Raw genomic sequence first — 26,867 nt, 5'->3', positions numbered from 1 at the left:
CCAGAGCCAGACAACTTTTTTGACACACGTCAGAATAGGGAAACATCATCAGATCAAAAGAGGTGCTCGTGGCTTTATATGCTGAATTACATCGTCATCTGGGGGGGTCGGTAGTTCCCAGAGTGCTGTGGCGATATTTACATCGGAGTGAGTCAGATTTATCCGCTCGATTTCCTGACTACTCTGAATTTGAAGACTTTTACACTCGACCTCGTGACACGCTAGACGAGTATTTAGAACTCCATACCCTAGTTGAGAGCGTGCAGACGGCTGAGACGCTGCCTTATTTCATCTATCGCTTGATGCGCGGGGCTTACATTTTTGAGAATCTAGCTTATCTAGAATTACGCTACACGCCCTTTTTGAGAACCGATGCTCAACTAAGCCAGTCTCAGCGAATTGATCAAATGGCTGAAATTGTCCAAATTGTAGGCGAAGCGAGTCGGGTCAAAGAATACCCGATCGTCAGCAGCCAAATTCTCTGTATGCATTCTCGCTTGCCCTATGAGGTGAATCGAGCGATCGTGGCGTTAGCGGCTCAGTCAGACTATGTTTGCGCGATCGATGTCGCAGGCGGTGATGCTCACTATGCAGAGCGGCTCGATGAATTTGTCGAGTTGTATGTTTATGCGCGATCGCTCAACCTCAAAACCACGGGACACGTTTACGAAACGACTGAAGGCTGCTATCCAGAACTGTTGCCCTACCTGATGCGAATTGGGCACGGCATCCAGATTCCATTACTTCAGCCCCATTTACTAAAAGAGGTGGCTCGACGAGGACAGTGTTTAGAAGTGTGTCCGACGACTTATTTGAAAACGGGAACGATGAAAGACATTCGGCAATTAAAGCAGGTGTTCGATCGCTGCTTTGACGCGGGTGTCGATATCGCCATCTGCACTGACAATGCTGGGTTGCATAATGTCCGTCTGCCCTTTGAGTATGAAAGTCTGCTCACACACGACATCATCGGCTTTGAGGAGCTACAAGCTTGTCAAGATGCTGCGTTTCGCCACGCCTTTGCCTGGAATTATGCCCAGCGTCCTGCCTCAATGTTGACGAGTTTGCTCAAAACAGAGGTCGGAGCAATTTAGTCAAAAAAATGAGTTCTGAATCGTGAGACGGGCAACCCACCTCTAGATCCAGAACTCAGTCTTCAAAATCCGGTAATTAAACTCCCCGTTTTAGGGAAACCTCAACCTGTTTAAACTCTTGCTCTAAGCGAGTCTTTAGCTTTTCAGGCACTGGACGGTTAGGGTAAGAACTGTAGTGCCCTGCAAGTGAGTTGAGCGCTGTCCGCATCGTGGTGAATGAATTTAGCTTGAGAATCGCCGGATCACGCTGATAGCGAGAGGCAAAGTCATTAATGTTTTTGCGGGCTTCTGCTCGGACTGCAACCTTATCAGGAGAGTCGGCGGGAAGTTCCAGAGCTGATCGCAGACTACCGATGACTCCTAGCGTATCTTCACGGTAGTTTCCGGTGAGTCCAGTCGTGGAGTCAGAAGAGCAACCTGTAAGCCCGATCGCGACCACTAACACCAGAGCCAGTATGCGAGACAAAAAGCGCTTCATAAGCAGTTGGCGGTGATGAAAATTTATAGTTTTATCATCCTATCGTGATTGGGGACGAGGGGATCATCCTCCCAGAAGCTGAGTTGCCCTTACGCCGATATTATTTAATCCACGGTTCTAAGTCGTTGCAAACTCAGGCTTGCTTATCAAATCGGCGACGATTTGCTGCATTTCAGAGATCGCTCCACTCTGATCATTTTTTGCCTCGTTGACTTGCGCGATCGTCCCCTGCATTGCTTCAAGCTGATGGCGCAAACCATCCACCGTGTCTTGAATAGGTTGCAGCACTTCTTGATAAAGGCTGACTTTACCTGTGAGTTGGGCAGTGGTAACTCTTTGAGATTTCAGCGTTTCTTCGAGTTGTTTCAGCTCGTTGCGTTTGGCTTCTTGCTCACTTGATCGATCGCGTACCATCTCTTGAGTTTCTTGGATGCGGTTGCGAATTTGCTCAAGCTCACTCTCAATCTTTTGCAACTCTTCTGCTTGTTGCTGTCGGAGTGAGTCGATCTGCGTCAACACTTGGTTCAAATTGGTGCCGCCACCTTCTGCGCCTGGGTCGCTTCTCCCCTCTCGCCGTGCCAACACAGAACGATGCTGACGCAAAACGCCTTCTTTTTCTTTCAGACTGCGGCGCTGACCTACCAAAGTCTGATTGAGAAATTGATATGCGTCTTGCTCGTCGGCGAGTTCAGATTCTAAGGCGTTCCGATCGGACTCTCCAGACTGCTGAATTTTGGCTTTCAGTTCCTCAAGCTCTTTCTGCTTAGACTCCAACTCTTCTTCTTGCCCGTTGACAAACCTAGAAGACATCTCAAAGTCACGCTCAAACTCTTGAATCGCTCTCTGGAGATCATCTAAGGGCAACTTCTCCAACGCTTCGACATTGACAGAACTGACGCTTGCCTCTATTCCTTCCGCAAGTCGTTCAAGCTGTTGGCGCAGGTCGTCATGATGCTGAATTTGCAGCCCCAACATCTGAGCGTAGTCTTGTTTCGCCTGAAGAACGGTTTGCTGAAGCTTAACTTCGGCTCTTGCTTGCTCTAGAGCTTCTTGTGCCTGGTGCCACTCTTGCCAGCGCCGATCGAGATCTTGAGATTGACGATCGATCTCTTCTTGAGTCTGCTGTGAGGTCTGCCGCTGCTGGTCTAAATTTTGCCAATGCTGGCTAAGAATCGCCTGATGCTGATTGGCTAATTCAGATGCTTGATTCACTTGCTCCTGCATCGATTCGGGCGAGAAGTGTGAGCTAGACAGCCGACTCAAGAGCGCTTGAATGGTTTGGGCTTGCTGATCATCCAAAACAGAGGCTTGTTGCAGTTCAGACTGCCGCTCGTCTACTTGACGTTTCTGCCCTTGGAGCTGATCCCAAGCGCCTTCTAGCTCTTGACGATTTCGCTCTAGCTCTGCCTGTTGACGCAAAACTTCATCGCGAGTTGTCTCGACCTGCTGACGCTGCTGCTCTAATTGCTCAAAGTCTTCCTCTAATTGCTGGAGTTGCTCTCGTCGAGTCTCCATCTCCATTTCGCGCCGATTTAACTCTTGACTCTGGTAAGTGAGAGACTGCTTCCACTGCTCGATCTCGTCTTCCTGATTTTTAAACTTTTCCTGGAGGCGAGAGAAGTTTTGCAGAATGCTGACCAACGGTCGTCCAGCTTCCTGAATGCGCTGCACCTGCCGATTTGCCGTCAGGTCAACCAGCAATAAAGTCCCAGGGCTAAACCGACCCGCCTCGTCTGACTGAATAGCTTCGTCGCTGGCTGCGCTCCAACTTTGCTCAGATCGTTGACAGGCAAGCAATTTGAGTTCAGACTTACCGCCGCCGATAATTCCGCCCTTCTTTTGTATGACTTCCGCTAGATACAGCACACTGATAGTCCTCTTCTGTGTCTATGCCCAATCCTAAGACTTAATTCGCCCGAATGGTCTGAGCTTCTCTTCATAAGTCAGCCAAACTGATTAAGTTTCAGCAGTCGTCAAATCTAGTATGAAGGCTTTTTAATTGCATTGGTCTAACTGGGGACTTATTAGGAAAAGTTTCATTTCTAAAATTTGAAGTCACTCGCTTCTCAAACCATACTACACAGCATTCTGCGATCGCGCAGGGCAATTCATTGCTCATAATCTAGCATTGCCGTTACTGATTGGTGTAAAGAAATTTCAGATCAAATTCGTAGATCTCTTCATGAATTTAGATCAAAATATGGGAGTTGCAGTAATGTTGTGATTTCTAATGACCTAATAGATATAGTACTTTCGCAATTTTTTTGCTGAGATGGTTATTAGACTTCCTGCACAAATACTTCACCCTCCCCCTCACCCCCTCCCCAAGGAGAAGGGTTGGCGAGGGTTTCGCCCCACTGCGCGTGAGGAGGGCTGTCCGAGTTCATGCAGGAGATCTATCGTGAGCAACCGCAGCGTAAACAGTAGATCTACCATTCTAGAAAGCGGTAAAAACTTTTCTTCTGATGAAAACCAGGGGCAAAATTAATATCGGAACACCCGATCACATGAGGAGACAGATTAACTTGAATGCAAGGACAACTGAGTGAGATTGACATTCGTAGCATCCTGCAACTGATCGAACTCGGTCAGCGGACGGGTGAGCTATTTGTTGAAGCCTATCCCGCTTCGCCATTACCACCCCCGAATGGTGCATCTTCGATCGACCTCCGCAGCACCCGATCGTTGAGTGGTCAGTCGTGGTTTGCCTTCTTTCTCAACGGTCAAATCGTCTATGCCGGGGAAACCGATGTTAGCTTGCTGAGACTGCGAGATTATCTGCGCCGTTATCAAGCAGAAACCGCCATTGATGCGATCTCGTCTTCGTCGATCGCAGCGTTTAATGCCCCAGAATATGGCTATTTGTGGGCGTTGATGGAGAACCACAGTTTGACACCCGCTCAAGGGCGGAGCGTGATTCAAAGCATGATTCACGAGACTTTGTTTGACCTCCTGAGTTTGCATCAGGGGTCTTTTATCTTTGAGATTGGCAGCCCTTTAGCCCCTCAGCTCATGACGTTGGAGACGGCTCCCCTGGTGACGAAGACAATTAAGCAGGTGCAAGAGTGGAAGCAGTTTCATCCTCACCTTTACTCACCCGATCAATGCCCCACGATCGCGAGTCGAGCTTTATTAGAGAATGCCCTGCCAGAAACCACGTTCAGCACGCTCGATCGCTATGCCGATGGCAAAACTTCGCTGCGACAAATCGCTCGTTATCTGAATCGCGATATTGTCACCGTTGCCAGGGCAATCTATCCTTACGTCACACGCGGATGGCTACACTTGGCTCATCCTAACTTTGACGACAAGAGTGGGTCAAAAGCTCGTCCTAATCTTGATTTTTGGCAGGCCACTAAGACTCCTAGAATCGTTTGCATTGATGATGGTGCCACGATTCGCAAAACCGTAGAATATATTCTCAACCAGCATGGCTATGAAGTGACGGCGATCGATAATCCGCTCAAAGCTCTCAGTTTGGTATTCCAACTCAAGCCAGATCTGATTCTTTGTGACATTGCTATGCCGGAGTTAGATGGCTATGAAATCTGTGCCATGCTTCGCAAATCAACGGCGTTTCGTCAAACCCCGATCGTCATGTTGACTGGCAAAGATGGCTTTACCGATCGCGTCAGAGCGCGCATGGTGGGAGCCACCGACTATTTAACCAAACCATTTGGAGAAAGTGAGTTATTAATGTTGCTAGAAAAGTACGTCGGTTTAGGACACCCCAATCAGCCCAAAGCCGATCAACTCTTATCAGATGCCCTTGAAGAAGGATTAGAAATCAATTTGACTTAATCGGCTTATTTTTGGCGAGAAGCTGATTCTTTCAGGGATTGGGGTACTTTAGTGATTACATAGTTTAAGGTAAGCAACGGTGGATTTCACCCGTCATCGGTCAATCCGGCAAACAGGTAAGGGGTTATGAGTACAGTTCTAGTCGTGGAAGACAGCGTCACTCAACGGGAAATGATTACGGATCTGCTGAAAGGAAGTGGGTTAACCGTCACCATTGCAACCGATGGGGTCGAAGCTTTAGAGCAGATCCAAGGGCATTGTCCTGACCTGGTTGTGCTGGATATCGTGATGCCCCGAATGAATGGCTACGAGGTTTGCCGACGACTCAAAGCAGACCCCAAAACGCAGAAGGTTCCGGTTGTGATGTGTTCTTCTAAAGGCGAAGAATTTGATCGCTATTGGGGCATGAAGCAGGGGGCAGATGCTTATATAGCAAAACCGTTTCAGCCAACTGAGTTAGTGGGCACGGTTAAACAACTATTGCGAGGTTAGGGGTAGAGCCAATGGTAGGGAAGCCAGACTTTTTAACGGGTAGAGGATACGACGATCAAGCCTCTGAGTTTCAGGAATTGGAAAGCCCTGAAGGTGAGTTGCATCTGCGGTTTTATATCTCTTCAGGCAGCGAGTTTGCTCTGCCCGCAACTGGCATTCGAGAGGTGCTTGCGCCATCGCCCGATCGCATTACTCCCGTCCCCAATGTGTCACCTCTGCTGTTGGGCACGCTCAATGTGCGAGGGCGAGTGGTTTGGGTTGCAGACCTGGGTCAATTTTTGGGAGATCCCGTTCCGCTCAACACAGACCGTCCTGAAATTTCTGTGATCGCCGTCGAAGACCAAGACATCATGTTAGGGTTGGCAGTCGATCGCATTGTCGGCATGGAGTGGCTAGACATTGACCAGGTGCAAATGTCAACCGCCGCGCCCGATAGCGTCGCGCCTTTTCTGCGAGGTGAGTGGGTGTTAAATGGTCAAGACAGCCAATTTTTGCGACTGCTCGACCAGATCGCGATTTTACGATCAGCAAGGTGGGCAGCATGATCTAATGAGCCAAAACCGATCACTATCGGTACAATCAATGCAACGGAGCGATTAAAGACAACTTTTGCATCCTTTAACCAGCATTAATTACTATCAGGTGTATTATTTTCACTTTACATCGACTGCTCGCTTTTTTCTAAGTTTGCCCCCGATCAAACTCAATTTTAAGAGCAGAACTTCGAGAACAACGGCAACCAAGCACTTGCAGGAGAAGGCACATGGCACGCGGGACTGACTTTGCCCAAGACTATCAACAGGCTGAAAGAGCCTATATGCAGGGCAAGTATGAAGAAGCGGCGAAAATTGTCGATCGCTTAGTCAATGAATACCCCCAAGACCCCAGCGCTCGACTTCTGCGGGGGCACATCTATTGCTATGGGCTTCAGCAATATGACGTGGCTCAAGAGCAATATCAAACCGTTCTCAATCTCACTTCTGACACCGAGTTTGTCGATTATGCCACCAGTGGTCTGACCTACGCCAACCAGTTTGCAGGTGAGTCAGCCAATGGTTCTTCTGAGAGTGAAGAAGAAATTGGGGCGTTTGATGATTTTGATGCCGCAAATCGCGCTTCGGTGACTCAGCAGCAGACAGATGCCGACTTCCTAAATAATGATTTTGTGCTGGATGAAATGGATTTGGATATGCCCGAATTCCCGCCCTCTCCGAGCAATGAATCATCTAGCAGTGCTTTTAACCGTCCCGACAATGGAAGGGCACCTAATCAAAGCAATACCTTTGCTGACGATCCGTTCGCGCTAACTGACCAAGATGCTTTTGACCCCAGCGCCCGTAGCGAGTCAAGTGATCAATTTGCGTTCGGCACTAACCCCGAATCATCTCTAGCGGATACTCGCCTAGATCATGACTTCCCGGCGGCAATGGACGAATTTGATAGCGTGTTCTCTAGCCCAGATTTTGCCGATCAGACGGATGAATCTCCGTTCCCGTCGTTTCCTGAACCAGCGGCAGCCGACCATCCCCGTGAAGACCCTCCCCATCGTTCAGGCTTCAACAACCGGGTGATGAGTGAAGACACGCTCTTTATGGGAAGCCCTGACCTTTATGAATCGGCTGAGTCAACATCTGACGCGCCCGCCGCTCCTCATCGGATCGATTCACTTTATAGCGGTTCTCACGCCGAGCCAAGTCCGAGTGCTGCAAACCCAGCCGGAAATCAGAGCAGTGTCGATTTCCTAGATGATTTTGAAGATTTTGACGATCTCGGCAATCTCTCTGACTTTGACTTGTCAGAAGACTCGGCTGGATTTACCAGTCCTTCAGTGGGCAGTGATTTTGGGCTATCTACAAACGGGATGCCGATCGCTCAAAACAGCGCCGGGATGAATTTTGACGAGGACGATCGCTCTACCATCCGCGAAGATGAACTGTTCAGCATCTCCAATACCTCTGAGCAAGTTCCCAGCTTTACTCAGTTGGATAGCCAGCCGATCGATCCGACTCCCACCGTTGAGCAAGGCCCCTTAGCCTTTATCGACAACCGCCCCATGGCTACCAAGCAATTGATCGTGGCAGGGGCGGCAGGAATTGTCTCAGCCGTGGCAGTAGCAGTAGTCAGTTTTCTCTCAGCCAATAGTGCCGCCCAGCAGAACAATCCGACCGTGGTTGCTCAACTGCGAAACACTGGGCTATTAATGGCTTTAGCAGGGGGAGTCTGTGGAGGAGGCGCAGCGTTTGCGGTTGGGCAAATCACCGCAAAGCAGATGAAGCGCTCTACAGATGATTTACAAGCCCAATTTGATGCTGTATGTCAAGGAAACTTGAACGCTCGCACAACGGTTTACTCAGAAGATGAGCTAGGTCAGTTGTCGAGTGGGTTTAATCAGATGGCGCGAGTGATTTTAACCACAACCAGCGAAGCCCAGCGCAAAGCAGAAGAGCAAGAGCAAGCCAAAGAAGACTTACAGCGTCAGGTGATTCGCCTCCTTGATGACGTGGAAGGGGCTGCGAGAGGCGACTTAACGGTGCAGGCAGAGGTGACAGCAGACGTGCTCGGTGCGGTTGCAGACTCCTTTAACCTGACGATTCAAAACCTGCGAGAGATTGTGCAGCAGGTGAAGACAGCCGCCCGTCAAGTCAGCAAAGGTTCGACCGAGAACGAAATGTTTGCCCGAAGCTTGTCTTCAGATGCATTGCGACAGGCAGAAGAACTGGCGGTCACGCTCAACTCAGTTCAGGTGATGACTGACTCGATTCAACGGGTAGCCGAAAGCGCTCGTGAGGCGGAAGAAGTTGCGCGGTCTGCGTCGGCAACAGCTCTCAAAGGCGGCGAAGCCGTAGAACGCACCGTGGCAGGTATTTTAGAAATTCGCGAAACGGTGGCTGAAACCACTCGTAAAGTGAAGCGTCTGGCTGAGTCTTCTCAAGAGATTTCTAAGATCGTGGCGCTGATTTCTCAGATTGCCTCTCGGACTAACTTGCTTGCTTTGAACGCTAGTATTGAGGCGGCACGGGCAGGAGAAGCGGGACGAGGCTTTGCGATCGTGGCCGATGAAGTTCGCCAATTGGCAGACCGAGCCGCAAAAGCGTCGAAAGAAATCGAGCAAATTGTGCTGCAAATTCAGAGTGAGACTGGCTCGGTGATGACCGCGATGGAAGAGGGCACCCAGCAGGTGATCGAAGGCACTCGACTCGCAGAGCAGGCAAAGCGATCGCTAGAAGACATCATTCAGGTGTCAACTCGCATCAACACCTTGGTGACTTCGATTACTGCCGATACGGTCGAACAGACGGAAACGTCTCGCGCTGTGGCTCAAGTCATGCAATCGGTCGAACTGACGGCTCAAGAAACCTCGCAAGAGGCGCAGCGAGTGTCGGGTTCGCTGCAAAATCTGGTGGGCGTTGCACGAGATCTTTTGACCTCTGTGGAGCGGTTCCGCGTAGACACGATCGAGCGAAAGTAGCGCAAATCACAGGCGCTTGCAAATAGCAGCCTCTATTTTAGTTAAGTCAGTTACCCTAGAGCCATCTACTCAAAACCGGTGCAAATAGTTTTAGTTCACCGACCTAGATGGCTTCGGTTCACAGTTTAGCTCCCGGATTCAGATCATCTACTCTAAGATTCCTCTGCATGACTCATTAGAATGGGTCTAAACAGAGGTCATCACTCTAGAAAGGGACAATGCGATGCAGCCAGAACAACAGCAGCGAATCATGGGCTACTTCATTGAGGAGGCAAAAGACCACCTTAATACCATTGAGCAGGGTTTGTTGAATCTGCAAAACACGATCGCAGATCCAGAAATGGTCAATGAAGTCTTTCGAGCGGCTCACTCAGTCAAAGGTGGAGCCGCGATGTTAGGTCTGAGCAGCATTCAGAAGACTTCGCATCGCTTAGAAGATTTCTTCAAAATTCTCAAGGAGACTCCGGGAATCAAGCCCGATCAAAACGTAGAAACTTTGCTGCTGCGGGTGTTTGACACGCTTCAAGAATTATTAGAGCAGTTGCAGGGCCCGTTTGGGTTAACCGAAGAAACCTCTAATGCAACTATGGTAGGCGTTGAGCCTGTTTTTGAAGAACTCCAGCAATATCTCAATCTGCTAGAGCGCCAAGGAGCAGCCACGATCGCGGCTACGGCTACAGATCGGCGGACGATCGCAAAGCCCCCCGCAACGTTCTCGCAAGACAGCGCCTTGGTGTTAATTTTTCAAAACGATGTGCCTGCTCAATTGCGCGAGATGCTGCAACTGTTTAGGCAAGCGGAAACCTTACCTGATGGACGCGATCGCCTTCAAGCAATTTGCACAGAGTTGAGGGGATCGGGCGAAGCCTTTGATCTCCATCAATGGTGCAGTTTGGTGAATCTGGCAAGCCGCGCCATGGCCGATCTTAACAATTCTTATCGGGCTTTGGCTCCGATCGTGATTAGAGACCTCAAGCAAGCCCAGGAGTCTGTTTTGGCAGGTCGAGGGGCTGATGTCGTTCCCAGTGAACAACTGATCGCTCTTGTGCCGATTGATGCCGCACTACCATTAGCCGTTGATGATGATCTGTCAGACTTCTTTGCTATGACAGACCTCCTTGATTCAGACGATGAACTGGATCTGTCAGGAGTAGACTTTGCGGCTGAACCCAATTCTCTAGACGTTTTGGAATTAGACGATCTGACCCTGGATGCTGCTTTGTTTGAGTCTGGCACTGACAGCCGTTTAGTAGAAGACCCTGGATCTGAGTCGGGCGATCGTAACGGCCCTGAAATGGGTATGGCAGAACTCAACAGCTTGGCAGATTTGTTTGAAGGCGAAATGCCTGATCTCGGTGCCACCTGGCAAGAAGAAGAGGTGATTGGAAGCACTCAATCTTCAACGTTTGATTTAACGGGCGCAGCCGATGGAGGCGATAGCAGCGACTTTTCGGACTTATTGTTTGATTCTGCCACCCCTTCGAGTGCTGACAGCACAGATGATGATCTAACGAGCCTGTTTGGAGATGATCTTTTAGAGGAATTATCTAATCCTGAAGTGAATTCAGAGCCGATCGTGGAGCCGACCCTCTTCTTTGAAACCGCCTCAGACGACGAAGACTTTGACCTATTCAATTTAGACACTCCTGAAGAGCGATCAACTTCTTCCGCAGACGATCTCTTTGATAATCTGAGTTTAGACAGCCTTGACGAACTCAATCTAGCCAGCGAGACTTCAGATAATTCATTGGAAGCGGCTTCATCCCCAGCCGATGACGAAGCAACTCCATTAGGCGATCTGGGTGAGTTGTTCGCCGAGCGAGATGACGAAGATTTGAGCTTTGAGGAGTCTTTGAGTGACCCGATCGCTGCCTCTAGCCCAACAGTGGATGCAGATTTGAGCTTTGACGGTCTAGATCTCGACAGCCTGTTAGATGAAGATCTGACTCCTGCTGCCTCGATCGCAGACCCCTGGGAAAACTTGGAGGTAGAGGAGTCTCCGCCAGCCTCACGCCTTAAATCAGACAACCAGAACGGACTCGGTGTTTTGGCAGATGATCCATTTGGAGATTTAGCTGATCTCGATTTTGGTCTAACTGAAGAACCTGCGACCTCTCTAGACAGTTTAGATGCCCTTCCTCTCACGGCTCCTGATCCAGAGACAGCCGATCTTTCACTTACAGACGATCTTTGGAGTCTATCTGAGCCAAGTTTAGAAGCCGAATTGCCTCCAAATCTGGATGCTGAATTAGAGAGACTAGACTTTGGGTCTGATACACCGACTTCGGATGAGGAGTCTTTAGAGTTTTCTAACAGTCTGTTTGCAGAGACTGAAAGCGACGACTCCACAGAATTAGACTTAACGTTATTCGGCAGTGAGCTTCCATCTAGTCTAGAAGTGTCGGAAGCAGATGACGATCTGTTGACAGGTCTTCTAGATAGTGAAGATAGCGAGGAAACGCTGCTTGAATTAGAGATTGATGCTTTAGAGCCTGAAGATTCTCTCAATAGAGAGCCAGGGTTGTTTGATAGTGACTTTGAGTTTGACTTAAACTCATCTCCAGACGTTTTAGATCTGTTAGCAGAAGACAGTGAGTTGTGGTCGAATGATTTACCTAGACCAGACTTGACTGATTTAAATGATTTCTTAGGGTTGAGCAGTGAAGATGAAATCAACCTGAGCGATCGCCCGGAAGAAACCCCTGCGGTAGAAGCTCCTTTCTCACTGAATTTAGAAACTGATTCTGAATCAGACCCCGCTGACTTAGCAGAATTATTTGGCTCTGAAGCCTCACTTGGCTTCAACCTTGATCAGCCTGAAGAGTCGTTAGATTTGAATCTCAATGCACTAGAGACAAGCGACGAGCTTGACAGCTTGTTTGACGAAAACTCGGAGGATTTGGGGCTGCTATTCGCTGAAGATCCAGCCTCAGATTTAGAAACCACAGACTCTCTGGGTTTTCCAATGACAGCAGAGCAAGGCAGCGAGGAGTCGATCGCCGATTCTCCAGCGTCTCACGTGCGTGAGGGTGCTGAATCTGACGAGCCTTCAACCGATTTAGACGATCTGCTGGGTCTAGATTTAACCGAGGAGGAGACTGCACTAGATTTTGATCTGCTTTCGACTAGCGACCCTTCAGATAGCTTAGATGACTTGCTAGATTCAAGCTTGGCTGAAGAGGCAGACCTACTAGGCTTTGATTTGTTGGGTGACGATCGCTCAGAAAATCCACCTTTTGACTCCGCCCTAAACCTGGAAAATGAACTGTTTGGGATGGTTTCCTCTGAAGAGAGTGAGTCGTTAGAACTGACCGATGATCTGATCGCTGAACAAAGCCTCTTCGGACTTGACTCAGACGAGCTATCTCTAGAATCTCCAGACAGTTTGAATGAGGCAGACTTTGATTTATTCTCTGAGGGTTCAGAACCCATAACATCCGAAGCAGAACTCTCAGATCCTCTGTCTAGCGATTTAGAACTCGACCTACAGGATTCTGCCTTCGATTTAGAGAGTTTTGATGATTCTGAACAACCTGAAACCGACGCTTCCCCCACCGAAGCGGCTGATAATTCTGGGTTCAATCCTCTCCTTGGGGCAGGCATTGCGGCTGCGTCAGTTGCCTCTCTAGGGGCGGCAATGGCGGCTTCTCACCGACCCGATGAATCTAGCGACGAGGCTGAATTAGATGCCCTTCTAGGGTCAGAGACTTCTGAGCCAGAAGCCAACGCAGAAGCTGACAGCGAGCTTGGCGACTTAGATGATTTCTTGAGTGACGACCTTTTAGATCTGTCTGAAACCTCCGATACTGAGAACTTTGATGATTTAGATGGCTTATTTGGTGAAGCGGCGGCTGATCCGTTGGTTGAAGCCGCAAACCTAGACCCGCGACTCGATGCGCCATCCGCCGAATTAGACGAGTTCGATGACCTGAATGCTTTGCTAGGTGATCATCGGTCATCCACCATAGAGCAATCAACATCCGAAAGCTTTGACGACCTCGAATCTCTCTTAGCAAACGCACCTGAGCCATTAGCTGCTACGTCTCAGACAGATTTCTCAGCCTACGCCAGCGACTCTGACCTGGAGTTTGACGATCTAGAGAAGATGCTGGAAGACGCTGACAAAACGATGGGAGGAACCCCATCAGCAAAAGGTCTCAGCAGTGTTCAATCAGGGCGACGAACCAATCGACCTGGAAAAGGACTCAGTGAACAGACGATGCGGGTTCCGGTTAAGCACCTGGATAACCTCAGCAACCTGGTCGGGGAATTAGTCGTTAACCGAAATAGTTTAGAGCAAGACCAGGAACGGATGCGGCAATCGCTCGATAACCTGCTCTATCAGGTTCAGCAGTTGAGTGATGTCGGTCAGCGAATGCAGGACTTGTATGAGCGATCGCTCTTAGAAAGTTCTCTGCTTGCCAGCCGCAGTCAACGCACGTCTTCCATTTTTGGAGCTTCGAGGCGAGACAGCGCCATCACCCCAAACAATTCCTCTGAAGTGGAATATGACCCGCTAGAGATGGATCGCTTTACGGGCTTTCACTCGCTCTCGCAGGAGATGATTGAGTTGATTGTGCGAGTCCGAGAATCTGCTTCTGACATTGGGTTTATCGTCGATGAAACCGATCAAGTCACCCGGATGTTCCGGCAGGTGACGACGCAACTGCAAGAAGGGCTGACTCGCTCTCGCATGGTGCCGTTTGCCCAAACTGCCGATCGGCTGCCTCGCGCCGTGCGTGACATCGCAATGAAGTGTGGCAAACAAGCAGAACTGGTGATTGAAGGTCGCGAAACTCTGATTGACAAGATGATTTTGGAACACCTCTATGATCCAATGACTCATCTAGTTAATAACGCCATCACTCACGGAATTGAAACCCCAGAGGTGCGGCGAGCAGCCGGAAAATCTCCGATCGGTCAGATTACGATTCGGGCCTTTCACCAGGGAAACCAGACCGTGATTTCGGTGTCAGATGACGGTGCAGGAGTCGATATTGAGCGGGTGAAAGTAAAAGCGATCGAGAAAGGGCTGATCACGTCAGCCGAATCTAAATCGATGGCGCGGCTGGATATCTATGATCTTCTCTTCCATCCCGGCTTTACCACTAAAGACCAGGCAGATGACTTCTCAGGTCGAGGAGTGGGCATGGATGTGGTGCGTACCAGTCTGAGTGAAATTCGGGGAGTCATCAACACTGACTCAGCCATGAATAAGGGCACAACCTTTACGGTGCGGCTGCCGCTCACCCTCAGCATCTCGAAAGCTTTATGCTGTGTCAGCGATCGGGCCCGCGTTGCCTTCCCAATGGATGGGGTGGAAGATATGCTCGACATTCCTAAAGATCGCATTCAAACCAATGCAGAAGGAAATCCGGCGATCGCTTGGCGAGACTCTGTTCTAACGTTACGCCCTTTGACTGAGCTACTGGGCTATAACCGCCATCTCAGCCGAGGCAATGTTTATGGCGGCAATCAAGAAGACGATATGGTGTCTGTGGTAGTCCTCCGCAGTGCAGGCAACTATCTGGCGCTCCAGGTCGATCAAGTCTTGGGCGAACAAGAAATCGTGATCAAGCAACTAGAGGGCCCCATACCCAAGCCGATCGGGGTAGCCGGGGCAACCGTACTAGGCGATGGTCGAATTATGCCGATCGCAGACGTGTTAGAACTGATCGATCTTTCGATGGGTCGAATTCGTCGCGATGTCGGCACCATGTGGGATCAAGGTGCAGCACAGTCCAACGATACGATCACCATGAAGACCGAGCCGACGGTGCTGATTGTGGACGACTCGATCACAGTGCGCGAACTGCTGTCAATGACCTTCAACAAAGTTGGCTATCGAGTCGAGCAAGCCCGCGACGGTCAAGAGGCTTGGGAGAAACTGAGAGCAGGATTGCCTTGTGATATCGTGTTCTGCGATATTGAGATGCCTAGAATGGATGGCTTAGAACTGCTTTCACGAATTCAGAAAGACCCAAATCTCAGCAGTCTTCCGATCGCGATGTTGACTTCTCGTGGTGCCGATCGTCACCGTCAAATGGCAGCATCTCTGGGAGCAAGTGGCTACTTTACGAAGCCTTATCTAGAAGAAGCGCTCTTGGATGCGGCTCAACGAATGCTGAAGGGAGAGATTCTGATTGTCAATAATCGACAATAGCAAACCCTGAATTTTGCTAACTTCTGAAAGGGATGGGCTAAACCCCCATCCCTTTTTTGATTTTTACCAGGTGACTCGATCGTGCAATTTTTCAAGCAATTTAGGCCCGACACCGGAGACTCGATCGAAATCTTCTAGAGAGACGAAGGGCTTTTGTTGACGGGCGGTAATAATCCGCTTTGCTAAACCGGGTCCGACTCCTGGCAGTGCTTCTAGTTCTGCTTGAGTGGCACTATTCAGATTTACGGGTTGATTGATCGTTTCAGCAGACTTCTGCGGGGCAGATTTTTGAGGTTTTGCAGGCGTGTCTCGTTGCTTGGAAACGGGAGCGATCGGGGGCGGCGTTGTCGGCTTTCCGCACTGTTGTTGATAAGTTTCGACTTTGCGACGAATCGCAGGCGGCACCCCTAAAATTGCATCTGTATAGAGGCGGTTAAACTCGCGCTGAAAATGTGCCGCCACCAGCGAACTGTGAATCACTAGCAGGGTTTCGTCGTTGCCCTGATTGGCGGCGATCGTCCAGTTATGAGAGCCTGTAATCACCGTCTGTCCATCCACGATGCCAAATTTGTGATGCAGTAAGTCACCGGGAGGTAAGCGGGGCACCCCCACTGTCGTAATTGGAGTTTGCCAGGGGCGATTATCGGGGTCGAGCTTGCAGGTGTCACCTAGCGAAACGCCCAGCATATCCAATCCTTCGCTGTAGGGTCGAAACATAAAGCTAGGCTCAATTAGCGCTTTAATTTGTGCCCCTTTCTGATGTTGAATATCCAGCAAATTCGCCAGTGGCTGATCTGAGAAGACAAACAGTGCCATCTCGATCGATTGGCTAGCTTGACTCAGAGTTTTGCCAATTAACCCATTTGTGGTTTGCTCCCAGGGCAGAGATGAGGCTGAAGGTGAGAATTGTATCTCGATCGTGGTGTCTCCTACCTGCACTTGCTGGGGAGCGCGATGCGGCTTCTTGATCCCAAACAAACTATCTGGTTTGCCTCCAGGGCCGTCGCCCCACATGAGATTAAATTCTTGTGTAAAGAGAGTTGCTAACTCTGGGCTATCAATTTTGAGCAGATTGTTAGCATTGCCGCGACTCGTGAGCGTCTTAAAGTCGCCGTGAACGTCTGACGGCGTAAAGTTGGCGGAGGTGACGACGATCGTGTGTCCATCTACAATCACAAATTTGTGGTGCATCAAATTACTGCCGCGTGTTCCACCCGCCGTATCGTCAAGGCGAGGAATTTTGGCGTTGTCGAGCATCACCAGCGCATCGCCCTGATTAATCTCGGTCGGACTAAGCTGTCCGTCGCCGTTCTGATCAATGAGCTTCAGAGATTCACCATAGCGATCGCGCTCCCGCTCTGGTAGCTTGGCAATTTCATCAGCACGAATGCTGCTAACTGGGCGTGAATAGCTATTTTCGAGAATGACCCGCACCTTCACACCAGCTTGAGCACGATCGCTCAACGCTTTGGCGATTTTGGGCAAGCGAAATTCTTGAACGGCAACTTCAACACTCGTTTGAGCCGATGCGATCGCCTCCACAATAATTTGTTCAAGGTCATCACCCGATCGGGTTTGTTTGCGATAAGGCTCTGTATATTGCGACGCAGGCTCATGGTTGGTGTAAACCTGGACTCGCGGATCTTGAGGAAGCAGGGTCGGACGAGATGGCTGAGGTTGAGCTGGCTGACAGGCGACTAAGCCAAGTGCCAAGGCAGCACAATAGAGATTCCGGGAGAGGGAGAAGATTGGACGCACGATAGGCTAAATTGAGAGATCTGAAGCAAAAAAACCTATTCGTAGCGTACCCAAAGAGAAATACGGTTCTTCGATCAGTCTGTGATTCTATTAATGATCGTGGATTAAAAATATCGGTTACTTGCAAGGACGATGGGCACTGCCGTGCCATGCCCTTACATATCGAGATCTCTGCTCACCTGTTCTGCTGCTTATTGACTTATGCAAATCTATTTGGATTACAGCGCCACCACCCCCACTCGCCCAGAGGCGATCGCGCTGATGCAAAAAGTTTTAGCCGAACAGTGGGGAAATCCTTCGAGTCTTCATGCTTGGGGGCAACAGGCAGCCACATTGCTAGAACGGGCAAGAGTTCAGGTAGCACGGTTGCTCAATGCTCCGCCAGAAACGATCGTGTTTACCTCTGGAGGTACCGAATCAAACAATTTGGCAGTGATGGGCGTGGCACGAAACTACACTACGCCGCAGCACATGATTATTTCCAGCGTCGAACATTCAGCGATCACCGAGCCTGTGCAGCTTCTAGAACAGTGGGGCTGGCAAGTGACGCGGCTCAACGTAGACTCATCGGGACGAGTCAACCCGATCGCGCTTCAGGCAGCTTTGCGCCCTAACACTGTGCTGGTGTCGATCATTTACGGGCAAAGTGAGGTGGGAACAATTCAGCCGATCGCCCAACTGAGCCAGATGGTTCGTGATCAGGGCGCTTTATTTCATACCGATGCAGTGCAAGTGGCAGGGCGGCTATCGCTCAACGTGCAGCAACTCCCAATCGATCTGCTGTCTCTCTCTAGCCACAAACTCTATGGGCCGCAGGGAGCAGGAGCGCTCTATGTCCGTCCAGGGGTTGAATTAGTGCCGCTTTTGAGCGGAGGTGGGCAAGAATCAAAGCTGCGATCGGGCACTCAGGCGATGCCCGCGATCGCTGGGTTTGGCATGGCGGCTGAGTTGGCAGTTCAAGAAATGGCGATCGAAGCGCCTCGCTTATTACAACTCCGAGAGCGGCTGTTTGATCTGCTTGCCGATGCACCGGGCTTGGTGCCGACGGGCGATCGTTGGAATCGTCTCCCTCATCACCTCAGCTTTTCTCTACACAATGCTGATGGAGAAACCCTGAATGGCAAGACGTTAGTGCGGCAAATGAACCTGGCAGGAATCGGCATCAGTGCGGGATCTGCCTGTCATAGCGGCAAGCTAGTACCAAGTCCGATTTTGGTTGCGATGGGCTATAGCGATCGTCTAGCCAAATCAGGAATTCGCCTCACTTTAGGACGCGACACCACCCTAGCCGATATTGATTGGACTGCAATGGTTCTCAAGCAGGTTTTGGCTCGACTCACGCCGCAGCCTGTTCTGTTAAGGGTCTGATGAGATCAAGATCACAGATTAAATAATATCAGTTATTTGCAAGGGCAATGGGCACGGGTAGGGACATGGCACACCGTGTCCTCTCGCGATCGATCGTTCTCAAAAATTTTTCATCAGCGCATCTTTCACCGCCGACGGCAATTGGCGCATAATTTTGCCTTTTGCCAGGTCAACCGCAACCAGCGTCACTCGTGCCGTTGCAAAAAGAACGTCGCCCTCTAAAGACTGAATTTGAGAGTCGCAGTTGATGCGAACACCCTCCATGTCAGCGATGCGAGTTTTGACGATCGCATCCATCCCCATCTGAATTGGCTGATGATAGCGAATCGATAACTCTACAACGGGCAAATTACAGCCCAGGGCCACCAGTTCGGCAAAGTCAACGCCCATCGATCGCAGACATTCAACCCGCGCCTCTTCTAGCCAGGTTAAAAACGTGCCGTGCCACACCATCCCTGCATAATCAGTGTGGTGTGGAAAGGCTCTCACCGGATAGTCGAACCAATCGATCGAAGCGACTTGCAGTTCAGGCTGAATAATGTTAGTGGTCGATAGTTGCGGTTGTGACACGTCATCCACCCTTGTAAAAATCACCGATCGTATTTTACGCCCGTTGCCATTTAGCCGCCAATTGTGAACCATTGCAACATTTTGCAAAATGGGTCAAGCCCGCGATCTTAAATACGATCAGAGGCGATTAACTAATGAGGCAACCTTATGATAGAAAAAATTTTACTGGCTGACTCTGGAACTGGACAAGCTGAAGCGATGCTGAAAGCGCTGCTGGAGATTCCGGCAATTCAACGGGCGTTTGTGACTGTGCTGCATGTGGTTCCGGCTCAGGTTTCTGCGGATGTAATGGCTGAAAAGTGGGAAGAGGGCGGCAGAGTGCTGGCAAAGGCAATTCAGTCTCTCAATTTAGACTCTGATCACGTGGCTGCCGTCTTGCGTCAGGGAGAACCCAAAGATGTCGTTTGCAAGGTTGCCGAAGAACTCAACACTGACCTGATTATCATGGGGTCTCGTGGCTTAAAGCGGCTAGTCTCGATTTTAGAAAACTCTGTCAGTCAGTATGTTTTTCAGTTGTCATCGAGTCCGATGCTGCTGGTCAAAGATGAAATTTATGTCCGCAAGATTAATCGGATTATGGTGGCGATCGACAGTTCTGCTGCCTCTAAGCAATCTCTAAAGCTGGCGTTATCACTGATTCGCGACATTAAGGGAGGACAGTTGCTCCTGGTACACGCTGACGCTGACACCAGGAAAGGTGAAAAAACAGGAGCCGACGCAGAAAAAGAGCCGAGTTTAGCGGCAGCGGCTTCTGAGGCGAAAAAAGCAGGCGTTGCCTATCGCTCTATTTTGGCTTCAGGAAAAGCTGGAGAGGTGCTCTGTTGCCTTGCAGAAGATAACAAAGCAGATTTGCTGATGCTCGGTTCGCCCGATCGTCGCCCCTCGATCGCGAAGGGTTTGCCTGATCTCGATCGCTTGTTAGGCACATCTCTCTCTGACTATGTGCGGGTTTATGCCAATTGCCCAGTGCTGCTAACTCGGACGGCGGCTTAAGAATAATTTGCGTCAACAGTCATAATTCGCTAACTGTTGACGCAAATCTGTATTGATTTTTGCCTAACTCTTTTGCCTGATACATCGCCTCATCTGCTTGCTGAATTAGCAGATCAGCCTCTTCCCCATCGGAGGGGAAAATACTAATTCCGATGCTCGTAGTCACAAAAATTGTTTGATTTGAAATGGCAAATGCTTGAGAAAGTGTAGTCAGAATCTTTTCAGCAACTCGTGCCACATCCGGCACGTTTGGAACCGCAGGTAAAATAATCACAAACTCGTCTCCGCCGAACCGAGCTACCAGGTCACTCGTTCTTAAAGAGCCATTGAGCCGTTTCGCCACTGCTTGCAAAACTACATCTCCAACTCCATGCCCAAGCGTGTCATTAATTTTCTTAAACCCGTCTAGATCTAGAAACATTAATGCCACCATTTGAGTGTTGAGGTTTGCCCACGCTAGACATTCGATAAGCCGCTCATAAAGCAGGATGCGGTTGGGCAACCCGGTGAGAGCATCGTGGTTTGCCAGGTGGTTTAGACGGTCTTGAGACAGGCGCAACTCTGCATTCGATCGCAATAACTCTGCCGCAGTGCGCCGCAACTCTTCTTCAATCGTTTTGCGTTGGGTAATATCTCGAATAACGCCAACTAAAAATAGATTTCCGGCTGCATCTTTGTGCAGCGATCGCTTAGTTGCAATCTGATACGTTACTCCATTTGAGCTAGTAAATTCTTCTTCGTGTTCGACTTCGGTTTGATACTTAAAAACGAGTTCATCTTGCTGCTTAAAAACATTTGCTTCGTGTTGAGAAAACACTTGATCATCAGATTTGCCCACTAACTCCTCGATCGGTCTTCCTAAAAGTCTTGAATAGGCTTCGTTTAAGACAATCCAACGATGATTTTTGTCTTTCACAAAAATCGGGTCAGGAATCGTATTAATGATGCGATGCAGAAATTCTTTCGATCGCTTGAGTTCTTCTTCTGAGTGGGCGATATTGCTGATAACCACGATCGCTGACACCGATAATGCAACCAGCGGCGGCACCAGCGGCACCACCCAACCGCCTAAAAATGCCAGATAGCAAACGATGGTCAGCCCAAACCCTAGAACCCCAATCGCCATCATTGAGCGTCGAGGCGATCGTAATCGCCAACTCAAGTGAGTTCCTACCAATGCCCAAGCCCAGATCCAAACCCATTCTCCAGGCTCAACCCAAACTTTGAGCAGGGTTCGCCCGTCTAGGGTGGCGCTAATAATTTGGCTGATAAAGTTGGCTTGTAGCTCTACCCCTGCCATTGACTCTGAAGCGGTTGTCCAAGAACTACTGTAGGGCGTTGGGGTAAAATCTTTGAGGCTGGTTGCTGTTGAGCCGATCAAGATAATGCGATCGCGCAATCTTTCTGCTGAGACTCGTCCTTCTAAAATGTCTGTTACCGAAACGGTATGAAAGTGATGCGCCGGGCCCCGAAAATTTGCCAGAATTTGATAGGCTCCATCGTCTGCCTGAGCATAAACACCATCATTTGATTGAAACTGGGGAAACACCGCTCGATCGAGTCGCAGATATCGAGAATTTTCGGCGGCGGCTTGTTCTTGAATGCCAATTTCTTTAAGATAAACCAGCGCCAGCTTTAAGGAGAAACTCTGATGGGTTTTGCCGTCTGACTGCTTTCGCCAATAGAGAAATGTTCGCCGAACTTTTTGATCGGAGTCAAGAATGACATTATTAAAGCCGACTTGCCCCAGTTCGGCTAAGACAGGAGGAGGAGCTACGCCATCGCTTTCGCGATCTTTGAGTTGCTCGATCCCAACCAGGTGAGGAATTTCGCGAAACGTTTTGAGCAACTCTGGCTGACCTGCTCCAGTCGGCAAATCTCGATAAAAGTCAAGTCCGATCGCTCGCGGTTGGGCTGACTGAATTTTTTGAAGAAGCTGCGTCAGCGTTGTGTCTGAGATCGGCCAGTTGACCCGCCGCAAGTCTGATTCACTCAGCCCAACGATGATAATGCGATCGTCTACTGGCTCTAGCGGGCGCAACCGAAAAAACTCATCTAACGCGCCTAACTCCCAGGGTTGCAGTAGCCCAGTCAGGCGCAACGCAATCACGCAGCCTGCTACTCCGCAAGTAGTGATCCAGACTCTACCTGTCTCCCAGACTGCTTGAGTTAACCCTGTCCAGCTATGCTTTTGCCGTTTATTGGACTGCACCATCGGCTGATTTTGGGAAAGCTCATCGTTGAATTAATCTTAAGTAAGGCATTTTGTCATAAGCTTTAGCAACTCAAAAATCATTGGTTCTGATCGGTCTGCTTAATCCACTCAATCACCTGGTAAGCGATGCGGACATTACTCAGACGATCGACTTCGCGAATTCCAGTTGGGCTAGTGACATTCACCTCGGTCAAATAGCCGCCAATCACGTCAATGCCGACAAATACGAGTCCGTCTCGTTGTAAGGTGGGGGCAAGTTGGGCGCAAATCTGGTGTTCGCGTTCAGTGATGTCCACGGTTGCGACTCGTCCACCCACAGCCATATTGCCCCGAAAGTCAGTCCCGGTTGGAATGCGATTGACGGCTCCGATCGGGCTTCCGTTGAGTAAAATAATCCGCTTATCGCCTTCTTTGGCTTCTGGCAAATAGGTTTGCACCATTACGGGCAGTTTGCCTTGAAGCGTACTAATTTCAATCAGCGAGTTGAAGTTACGATCGCTTGGTTCTAAAAACAGAATTCCTTCTCCCGCTTTGCCGCCCAAAGGTTTGAGAACCGCCGCTCCTTTTTTCTCTAAAAACTGCCGAATCACCTGTTTGTCTTGGCTGACGATCGTTTCGGGGATCGCTTCGGTGAATTGTAGCGCGTACATTTTCTCGTTTGCCGATCGAATGCCATTAGTCGAGTTCAGCACCCGTGTTTTAGCCGGATCGATGTAGTCGAGAATGTAAGTCGCATAGAGATAAGCGGTATCGACAGGCGGATCAGGGCGCATGAACACGATATCCATGTCTTCGAGGGGGCGCAAAATCGGAGCGTCAAGCGAGAACCAAGACTCAACTGCCTCCCAACGACCCTCTACTAACTTCACCGGGGTTAGCTGCACTGGCTCTAGAACTGCCCACGCTTTGCCATCGATCACGCTTAACCGACTTGCCTGAGTGACCCAAACCTCGTGTCCTAGCTCTTGGGCGGCTTCCATCAGGGCCACGCTAGTGTCGTGAGTGGGGTCGAGCCGATGAATGGAATCGATGATAAATGCAAATTTCACAGTAGTGTCCTTGAGCGGATCTAAATCTTTTTAGCTAGATTGCAGCAGTGGGTCTAGTTTTCCCTGACGATCGAGCGCGTGAATATCGTCACAGCCGCCAATGTATTGATCGTTGATGAAAATTTGAGGCACCGATCGGTTGCCGTTTGCCCGCTTAGACATTTTTGCTCGTCCGGGTTCGTCGCTGTCGAGATTATATTCGGTGTAATCAACGCCTTTGCGGTCTAACAAAGATTTGGCACGAATGCAATAGGGACAAGTACTCCAGATGTAAATTTCAACGTTGGCAGCCATAAATTTCTCAGCATTAGCAATATTTCTTCATTTTAGTGGAGCGCGGGATGATTGCGCTTCACCCTGGCGCAAAGCCGCGATAATTTGCAGATTTGCCTTAGGAAAGGGAAACTGATCAAGCTCTGCCAACGTGACCCAACGAATCTCATCACAGGCGATCGTCTGGGGGTCTCCACTCAAATAACGGCAGTGATGGACGTTGAGCGTGACTCGAAAGTGAGTGTAGGTATGATTGACGACGATTAACCGCTCACCGACTGCGATCGTAATGCCCAACTCTTCTTGAATCTCGCGCTGAATGCACGCCTCGATCGTTTCCCCAGCTTCGACTTTGCCGCCCGGAAACTCCCACAATCCGCCGAGCAAGCCCTCTGGTTTACGGCGATCGATCAAAATCTGCCCCCGATCGTTCCAGATCACAGCAACACCGATCTGTTTGTGAGGCACAGGGGCACGAGTTTCTGACATGGGAATCTGAGATTGAGTTCCTAAATTGTAAGCTTGACAGTGACTTTGCCAGGGACAAACTAAACAAGCGGGATTGTGAGGCGTACAAACCGTCGCGCCCAAATCCATCAAAGCTTGATTAAAATCTCGCCCATGCTTCGGATCGACTAAATCCTGGGAGAGCTTCCATAGTCTCGGCAAAGCTTTAGCGATCGGAACGTCTAACGCGATCAGCCGCGCCAAGACTCGCTTAACGTTTCCATCCAGAATTGCTAAAGGCTGATTGAAGGCTGCACTGAGAATGCCCCCGGCGGTAGTGCGTCCAATTCCAGGTAGAGCCAGCACCGCATCTAACTCAGTGGGAAAAATTCCGTCATGCTGCTGCACAATGTCTTGGGCGGCTCGATGCAGATTTCGGGCACGAGCGTAGTACCCCAATCCTTCCCAGGCTTTGAGAACGGATTGTAAATCTGCCGCCGCGATCGCTTCTATGGTAGGAAATTGCAACATCCAGCGATCGAAGTAGGGGATTACCGTTTTCACCTGAGTCTGCTGAAGCATGATTTCAGACACCCAAATGGCGTAGGGATCGCACGTTTGCCGCCAAGGTAGATTGCGTCCAGATTGAGAATACCAGGTGAGCAAAGCAGCCCGTAACTCCAAAACAGCAAAAGACGGCAGATCGTCGGGGCGATCTACCGCTATTTGATGAGATTTCACATTAAGAACCACAAAATGGGGGCGTTAGCAGTCAGGGTAGGCGTAACTAATTACTGCTCGTCAGACGCGTTAGACTCAGCGACTTGAAAGGCTTTTTCAAACGTCATGCGCTGTTCGGCATTGCGAAGAAAATAACCGCTCATCATCGCGGATGCCAAGAGCCGACCTAGATGCTCACGGCTCGTGGTAATGGTGACATCGAAATTATCAGAAGGCAGACCACCCAGTAAGCCAATGATGTTGCGTTCCACGACTTGAAACACATCGGCAGAAGACGGCTTTGAGAGTTGAGCGATCGTTTCGGGGCTAAGAGACTGGACGTATTGCCACAGCAACCCAGACTCGCCGCTTTTGATGAACTCTGGAACTTGATTGGATGTATCGTTCACGTTTATCAACCTCAGTCAGAGGACGGAATCAACTTTTGTTAAACCTACTTTAACAATAGAAACGGGCAATGTAAGTAGGTGGAACCGAACCGAAACAGGGGGGGATGCTACGGCTAACTTGCTAGATACTCTCCCATATCGCCTTTGCGCTTCCGCAGTTTGGTGAGTGCTTCGCGTTCAATTTGACGGACTCGCTCACGGCTGATGTTAAGCTGGTCGCCAATTTTCGCCAAAGTCAGGGCTTTTCCGTCTTCTAGACCAAAACGCAACGCCAACACTTCTCGCTGCTGCGGGGTTAGATCTGCCATCAGAGTCTCAAGATCGTTGCGGAGTGCGGTTTGGGCCGCAAAATCTTCTGGAGACGGCCCGGTGTCTTCGAGAAGTTCGCCCAGTTCGGTGTCTTGATTGTCGCCAACGCGCAAATCGAGAGAGAGCGGAGAGCGGGCCCGCTCTAGATATTCACGAACCTGTCGAGGAGTTAGTTCGAGTTCGATCGCCAGTTCCGCAGCCGTAGCAGCCCGTCCTAGTTTTTGAGTCAGCGCTCGTTGGGCCTTCTTAATTTTGTTGAGCTTTTCGGTAATGTGAATGGGAAGACGAATGGTGCGACCTTTTTCGGCGATCGCGCGGGTAATCGCCTGACGAATCCACCAGTAGGCATAGGTTGAAAAGCGATAGCCTTTAGTGGGATCAAACTTTTCAACACCGCGCTGCATGCCGATCGTGCCTTCCTGGATCAGATCCATCAGGTCTACGTTGCGCTTGGTATATTTTTTGGCAACAGAGACGACGAGCCGCAGATTTGCCTCTACCATGCGACGTTTAGCAGTTTCGCCCTCTGAAACGGTTTGCTGCATTTCGGCTTCAGACAACCCGATCTGCTGTAACCATTCCGATAGGTTTGGTTCGCGACCCAGCATGAGAGCCATCTCTTCTTTAATATGGTTGATCAACGAGAGTCGCTGAACCTGCTTGCCGTAGAGAATCTCCTGCTCGTGGGAGAGAAGGGGAACACGACCAATTTCACGCAGGTAAGCACGAACGGAGTCAGTGGGAGTCTGGGCTGTCTTCATAACACTGGATGGGATAGAAATGACGGATTATAAGTATTCGTGAGCAGTCTGAGAACGATCGCATCCCTAACAGGCAGGTGCAGAGAAGCGTCGTTGAGCGATTTCAGAGCGTCAGATGCCTCAAATTTAGATGCAAGTTAGGAACTCATTCTTCTAGGTAGCAGCGTTTAGGTTTATCCCTTTCAAGGGCTGATGAAGTGCCTCTCGGTTGAGGTAAATGGGGGGTGTTGCTTTATTAAGATTATGTCTGAGTTTGTTAACAAAAGTAAAGATCCTGAGAGATATTCCTTTACTTCAAGGGTTCAAAGAGGGAGAGTGGCTAGTTTGCGTAAACTCTCTAGCGTATCGGCAGCCTACCCAGAAACCAATTTTATGAATGCATCTTTTGAAACAGAATCTCACAGATATCAGAACGGTGTAGAAGTCGATTGTGAGTTCTCAATGCGCTATTAAGTTTTTTGGCGTTATTTTAATCGAGTTTAAAGGTCTGCTCAGTT

General features: G+C 49.8%; 18 protein-coding genes. 8 read left to right on the top strand and 10 right to left on the bottom strand.

Annotated elements, in window-relative coordinates:
- The first annotated feature begins 68 nt into the window (after positions 1 to 68).
- Positions 69 to 1,094, top strand: coding sequence for an adenosine deaminase (locus BRW63_RS11025; protein ID WP_073071225.1), 1,026 nt, complete (start codon positions 69 to 71; stop codon positions 1,092 to 1,094).
- Positions 1,095 to 1,170: 76 nt separating this feature from the next.
- Here BRW63_RS11025 and psb27 read toward each other — a convergent pair whose 3' ends face one another.
- The gene (gene psb27 / locus BRW63_RS11020) at positions 1,171 to 1,572 is read right to left on the bottom strand and encodes a photosystem II protein Psb27 (RefSeq protein ID WP_073071086.1); all 402 of its coding nucleotides are present in this window, start codon (positions 1,570 to 1,572) and stop codon (positions 1,171 to 1,173) included.
- Positions 1,573 to 1,689: 117 nt separating this feature from the next.
- Positions 1,690 to 3,438 (bottom strand): pilus motility taxis protein HmpF, encoded by a 1,749-nt coding sequence (hmpF, locus tag BRW63_RS11015; RefSeq protein ID WP_073071084.1) that lies wholly within the window; start codon positions 3,436 to 3,438, stop codon positions 1,690 to 1,692.
- A gap of 663 nt (positions 3,439 to 4,101) precedes the next feature.
- Here hmpF and BRW63_RS11010 point away from each other — a divergent pair.
- From BRW63_RS11010 to BRW63_RS10990, 5 genes are all read left to right on the top strand, one after another.
- Positions 4,102 to 5,373, top strand: a complete 1,272-nt coding sequence (locus tag BRW63_RS11010; RefSeq protein ID WP_073071083.1) for a response regulator — start codon at positions 4,102 to 4,104, stop codon at positions 5,371 to 5,373.
- Positions 5,374 to 5,499: 126 nt separating this feature from the next.
- Positions 5,500 to 5,865 (top strand): response regulator transcription factor, encoded by a 366-nt coding sequence (locus tag BRW63_RS11005; protein ID WP_073071081.1) that lies wholly within the window; start codon positions 5,500 to 5,502, stop codon positions 5,863 to 5,865.
- An 11-nt stretch (positions 5,866 to 5,876) separates the two neighbouring features.
- Complete coding sequence (locus BRW63_RS11000) at positions 5,877 to 6,410, top strand: chemotaxis protein CheW (RefSeq protein ID WP_073071080.1); 534 nt, start codon at positions 5,877 to 5,879, stop codon at positions 6,408 to 6,410.
- 218 nt (positions 6,411 to 6,628) lie between these two features.
- The gene (locus BRW63_RS10995; RefSeq protein ID WP_073071078.1) at positions 6,629 to 9,334 is read left to right on the top strand and encodes a methyl-accepting chemotaxis protein; all 2,706 of its coding nucleotides are present in this window, start codon (positions 6,629 to 6,631) and stop codon (positions 9,332 to 9,334) included.
- Between the two features lie 223 nt (positions 9,335 to 9,557).
- Complete coding sequence (locus BRW63_RS10990; RefSeq protein ID WP_073071076.1) at positions 9,558 to 15,497, top strand: hybrid sensor histidine kinase/response regulator; 5,940 nt, start codon at positions 9,558 to 9,560, stop codon at positions 15,495 to 15,497.
- 63 nt (positions 15,498 to 15,560) lie between these two features.
- Here the strand turns inward: BRW63_RS10990 and BRW63_RS10985 are convergent, their stop codons facing one another.
- Positions 15,561 to 17,210: a phospholipase D-like domain-containing protein gene (locus tag BRW63_RS10985; protein ID WP_083582854.1), complete on the bottom strand. Its 1,650-nt coding sequence runs from the start codon at positions 17,208 to 17,210 to the stop codon at positions 15,561 to 15,563.
- A 246-nt stretch (positions 17,211 to 17,456) separates the two neighbouring features.
- Between BRW63_RS10985 and BRW63_RS10980 the strand changes: the two genes are divergently transcribed.
- On the top strand, positions 17,457 to 18,623 hold the full coding sequence (locus BRW63_RS10980) for a cysteine desulfurase family protein (RefSeq protein WP_073071075.1): 1,167 nt from the start codon (positions 17,457 to 17,459) through the stop codon (positions 18,621 to 18,623).
- A gap of 99 nt (positions 18,624 to 18,722) precedes the next feature.
- On the opposite strand, the gene BRW63_RS10975 is transcribed toward BRW63_RS10980, so the two are convergent.
- Positions 18,723 to 19,265 carry an acyl-CoA thioesterase gene (locus tag BRW63_RS10975; RefSeq protein ID WP_083582852.1) on the bottom strand — a complete coding sequence of 181 codons (543 nt, stop codon included), beginning with the start codon at positions 19,263 to 19,265 and terminating at the stop codon, positions 18,723 to 18,725.
- A gap of 75 nt (positions 19,266 to 19,340) precedes the next feature.
- On the opposite strand from BRW63_RS10975, the gene BRW63_RS10970 reads away from it, so the two are divergent.
- Positions 19,341 to 20,186 (top strand): universal stress protein, encoded by an 846-nt coding sequence (locus tag BRW63_RS10970; RefSeq protein WP_073071073.1) that lies wholly within the window; start codon positions 19,341 to 19,343, stop codon positions 20,184 to 20,186.
- Positions 20,187 to 20,205: 19 nt separating this feature from the next.
- Here BRW63_RS10970 and BRW63_RS10965 read toward each other — a convergent pair whose 3' ends face one another.
- The 6 genes from BRW63_RS10965 to BRW63_RS10940 all read right to left on the bottom strand — a co-directional run bounded on the left by BRW63_RS10965 (position 20,206) and on the right by BRW63_RS10940 (position 26,370).
- Complete coding sequence (locus BRW63_RS10965; RefSeq protein ID WP_073071071.1) at positions 20,206 to 22,401, bottom strand: CHASE2 domain-containing protein; 2,196 nt, start codon at positions 22,399 to 22,401, stop codon at positions 20,206 to 20,208.
- Between the two features lie 77 nt (positions 22,402 to 22,478).
- Positions 22,479 to 23,450: a glutathione synthase gene (gshB, locus tag BRW63_RS10960; protein WP_073071069.1), complete on the bottom strand. Its 972-nt coding sequence runs from the start codon at positions 23,448 to 23,450 to the stop codon at positions 22,479 to 22,481.
- Positions 23,451 to 23,480: 30 nt separating this feature from the next.
- Entirely contained in the window at positions 23,481 to 23,744 is a 264-nt protein-coding gene (gene grxC, locus BRW63_RS10955; RefSeq protein WP_073071068.1) for a glutaredoxin 3, read from the bottom strand.
- A 27-nt stretch (positions 23,745 to 23,771) separates the two neighbouring features.
- The gene (gene mutY, locus BRW63_RS10950) at positions 23,772 to 24,911 is read right to left on the bottom strand and encodes an A/G-specific adenine glycosylase (protein ID WP_317615811.1); all 1,140 of its coding nucleotides are present in this window, start codon (positions 24,909 to 24,911) and stop codon (positions 23,772 to 23,774) included.
- A gap of 50 nt (positions 24,912 to 24,961) precedes the next feature.
- Entirely contained in the window at positions 24,962 to 25,300 is a 339-nt protein-coding gene (locus BRW63_RS10945; RefSeq protein ID WP_073071066.1) for a DUF760 domain-containing protein, read from the bottom strand.
- 113 nt (positions 25,301 to 25,413) lie between these two features.
- Entirely contained in the window at positions 25,414 to 26,370 is a 957-nt protein-coding gene (locus tag BRW63_RS10940; protein WP_073071065.1) for an RNA polymerase sigma factor, RpoD/SigA family, read from the bottom strand.
- Between the last annotated feature and the right edge of the window lie 497 nt (positions 26,371 to 26,867).

Source organism: Phormidesmis priestleyi ULC007 (assembly GCF_001895925.1).
GTDB classification, from domain to species: domain Bacteria; phylum Cyanobacteriota; class Cyanobacteriia; order Leptolyngbyales; family Leptolyngbyaceae; genus Phormidesmis_A; species Phormidesmis_A priestleyi_A.
Note: the sequence above shows the minus strand (reverse complement) of the source record. Positions and strands in the feature narration are given on the sequence as shown.

Excerpts from the sequence above, each read along its gene's own strand:
- psb27 (WP_073071086.1), bottom strand. The coding sequence starts at position 1,572 with ATGAAGCGCTTTTTGTCTCGCATACTGGCTCTGGTGTTAGTGGTCGCG.
- BRW63_RS11010 (WP_073071083.1), top strand. The coding sequence starts at position 4,102 with ATGCAAGGACAACTGAGTGAGATTGACATTCGTAGCATCCTGCAACTG.
- BRW63_RS11005 (WP_073071081.1), top strand. The coding sequence starts at position 5,500 with ATGAGTACAGTTCTAGTCGTGGAAGACAGCGTCACTCAACGGGAAATG.
- BRW63_RS11000 (WP_073071080.1), top strand. The coding sequence starts at position 5,877 with ATGGTAGGGAAGCCAGACTTTTTAACGGGTAGAGGATACGACGATCAA.
- BRW63_RS10995 (WP_073071078.1), top strand. The coding sequence starts at position 6,629 with ATGGCACGCGGGACTGACTTTGCCCAAGACTATCAACAGGCTGAAAGA.
- BRW63_RS10990 (WP_073071076.1), top strand. The coding sequence starts at position 9,558 with ATGCAGCCAGAACAACAGCAGCGAATCATGGGCTACTTCATTGAGGAG.
- BRW63_RS10980 (WP_073071075.1), top strand. The coding sequence starts at position 17,457 with ATGCAAATCTATTTGGATTACAGCGCCACCACCCCCACTCGCCCAGAG.
- BRW63_RS10975 (WP_083582852.1), bottom strand. The coding sequence starts at position 19,265 with ATGGTTCACAATTGGCGGCTAAATGGCAACGGGCGTAAAATACGATCG.
- BRW63_RS10970 (WP_073071073.1), top strand. The coding sequence starts at position 19,341 with ATGATAGAAAAAATTTTACTGGCTGACTCTGGAACTGGACAAGCTGAA.
- BRW63_RS10965 (WP_073071071.1), bottom strand. The coding sequence starts at position 22,401 with ATGGTGCAGTCCAATAAACGGCAAAAGCATAGCTGGACAGGGTTAACT.
- grxC (WP_073071068.1), bottom strand. The coding sequence starts at position 23,744 with ATGGCTGCCAACGTTGAAATTTACATCTGGAGTACTTGTCCCTATTGC.
- BRW63_RS10940 (WP_073071065.1), bottom strand. The coding sequence starts at position 26,370 with ATGAAGACAGCCCAGACTCCCACTGACTCCGTTCGTGCTTACCTGCGT.